This window comes from Desulfosarcina cetonica JCM 12296 (assembly GCF_001311845.1).
Lineage (GTDB): Bacteria > Desulfobacterota > Desulfobacteria > Desulfobacterales > Desulfosarcinaceae > Desulfosarcina > Desulfosarcina cetonica.
In genome coordinates this window covers 1-2,042 of record NZ_BBCC01000404.1, presented here as the reverse complement: position 1 = coordinate 2,042, position 2,042 = coordinate 1, and the positions used below count along the sequence as shown (strand labels likewise).

General features: G+C 64.4%; 3 protein-coding genes. All 3 read right to left on the bottom strand.

Going from position 1 to position 2,042, the window contains the following annotated elements; genetic code table 11:
• A partial coding sequence (locus JCM12296_RS34370; RefSeq protein WP_054702619.1) for a stage II sporulation protein M occupies nucleotides 1-790 on the bottom strand: 790 nt, incomplete at its 3' end.
• A complete protein-coding gene (locus tag JCM12296_RS34365; RefSeq protein ID WP_054702616.1) occupies nucleotides 787-1,611 on the bottom strand; it encodes a DUF58 domain-containing protein in 825 nt (274 codons plus the stop codon). The genes JCM12296_RS34365 and JCM12296_RS34370, both read right to left, overlap by 4 nt.
• 68 nt (nucleotides 1,612-1,679) lie before the next feature.
• On the bottom strand, nucleotides 1,680-2,042 hold a 363-nt coding region (locus JCM12296_RS34360; RefSeq protein WP_218188438.1), incomplete at its 5' end, for a hypothetical protein.

Below are 2,042 nucleotides of genomic sequence, written 5' to 3'. Positions count from 1 at the left end.
CCAGGGTCAGGCCGGTGGAGCGGTCGATCAGGGCCGAGGCCAGGAGCAGGCCGGCCTGACCGGCAATCACGATGGCCGGGATTTCGATCACGCCGTGGGGCAGCAACCAGCCGGAAAGAAAGAGGCCCTCGCCGGCCCGGATATAATCGGCGGCCACGGCCCCCAGCATCACGCCGTTGGAAAAAAGCAAAACGATGGTACCGATGCCCCAGGTCATGCCCAGGGCCAGCACCAATACGGCGATGCGGGTGTTATGGGTCATCAGAAAGGCGGAAAACTGTCCCTTGGCCCCTTCGAGCCGGTCCGTTTTCGCGGGCAGCTCCTCCCGGGCCACGCGTTCGGCCGGATCCATCTGCAAATGCGCAAATGGCATGAGCACGGCCTTGGCTTCCGGATCCAGCACCAGGGCGGTGGCGCCGAACAGGCATCCGATCAAAAGCACGGCCAGGGCCATGCCAAAAGCCCTCCAATGACGCCGGAAGGTGGATGGCAGGCTGACCCCGGCCCAGTGCAAGGGGGCGATGCGCACGGCCTTCTTCCGGGAGCTGTGGATGGCGGCGTAGGCCCTTCCCACCAGGGATTCCAGGTAGGTGCGCACCCCCGGCTCGGCGGCGAAGGTGCCGATTTTTCCCAGATCGGCCGAGGCCCGCTGGTAAAGGTAGTGCAGGCGCCTGATCGTGGACAGGTCCAGCAGACGATGGGGATCGTCATCCCGGGCCTTGAGCAGATCGGCCAATTCATACCAATAGGGCTGTTCCCGGGCGATGAATTTTTTCAGATCGATGATCATGGCTCATAGCACCTGCCGCTGTTTGACATCCAGGTACTGACGGACCAACTGACTGCACAGTTGGGAGGGGTCCAACAGTTCGAGACCGGCACCATGGCGGCGGATGCGGCGCCGGGTTTCGAACAGCGATTCCCACAAAATGTGGCCGGCCAGGTGCTGACAGATCCCCAGAGGCTTTTGACATCCCAGTTGCTGAACAGGGGATAGGCGCCGGGAGGCCGGAACGTGTTGACCATCACCATGTGGCGGCGTCCGGCAATGGCCATGGATTCCTCGAAGCTTTCGGCCAGCAGGGGGTCGTCCAGGCTGGTCAGAAACACCAGCAGGGCTCGTTTGCGGATATGGGTGCCGATAAAGGCGAACAGCTCGTCGAAATCCGGCGACACCAGGCGCGCCCGGCGGTCATACAGGGCTTCGCGGCAGGCGTTGTAGTGGGCGTGGCCTCGTCCGGCGCGAATAAAGCAGTCCGGCTGATCGGAAAAAATCAGCAATCCGTAGCGGTCGGCCATCTGCTCGGCCACCACGGCCATGACCAGGGCGGCGGTGACGTAGCGGTCGACAATCGTGGCCGGATCGACTGCCGGCGGGGTGTCCGCCGTTTTTTCCTTGCGCTCCCTTTGGCGCCGCTCGCTGAGAAAGGCCGCCGGGCGGGTGCTCAGACGGGAGGCGTCCAGGACGACGTAGATCTCCTGGGCCCGCTCCACCTGGAACACCCGGGTGACCGGGCGGCGGCGGCGGGCGGTGGCTTTCCAGTCGATGTCCTCGAAATTGTCTCCGGCCAGGTAGTCACGCAGTTGTTCGAACTCCCTGCCCTTTCCCACCCGGCGCCGGGTGTGCAGTCCCCACTCGCCGTGCCGGAAAAGCCCCGCCAGGCCGTGTCGGCCGCTGGTCAGGTTGGGATAGCGCGCAATTCGCAGTCAAAATCGAATCGGCGCCGCAAATCCCACAATCCCAACGGAGACCGGCATTCCACATGGCAGCGGGCCAGGGAAAACCGGCCCCGCTGCAAGGCGGTGCACGGCCATGAAACGCCATGGGCCGTTTGCCCGGCGTGGGGTTGGATGAAAAGATCGGCTTGGTCCGACGCAAAACCCGGAGGCAGAGCCAACCCCAGACGCAACGGACCGTCCATGGCAGCGGGCTTGCGGACGGTCAGTGCGATCCGGCCCGGCCGTCCGACAGTCATGCGGATGACCGGGGGTAACGTGTACCTCGAGGGGCCGTATTCGTCTCCAGCCGAATGCCTGGTCGC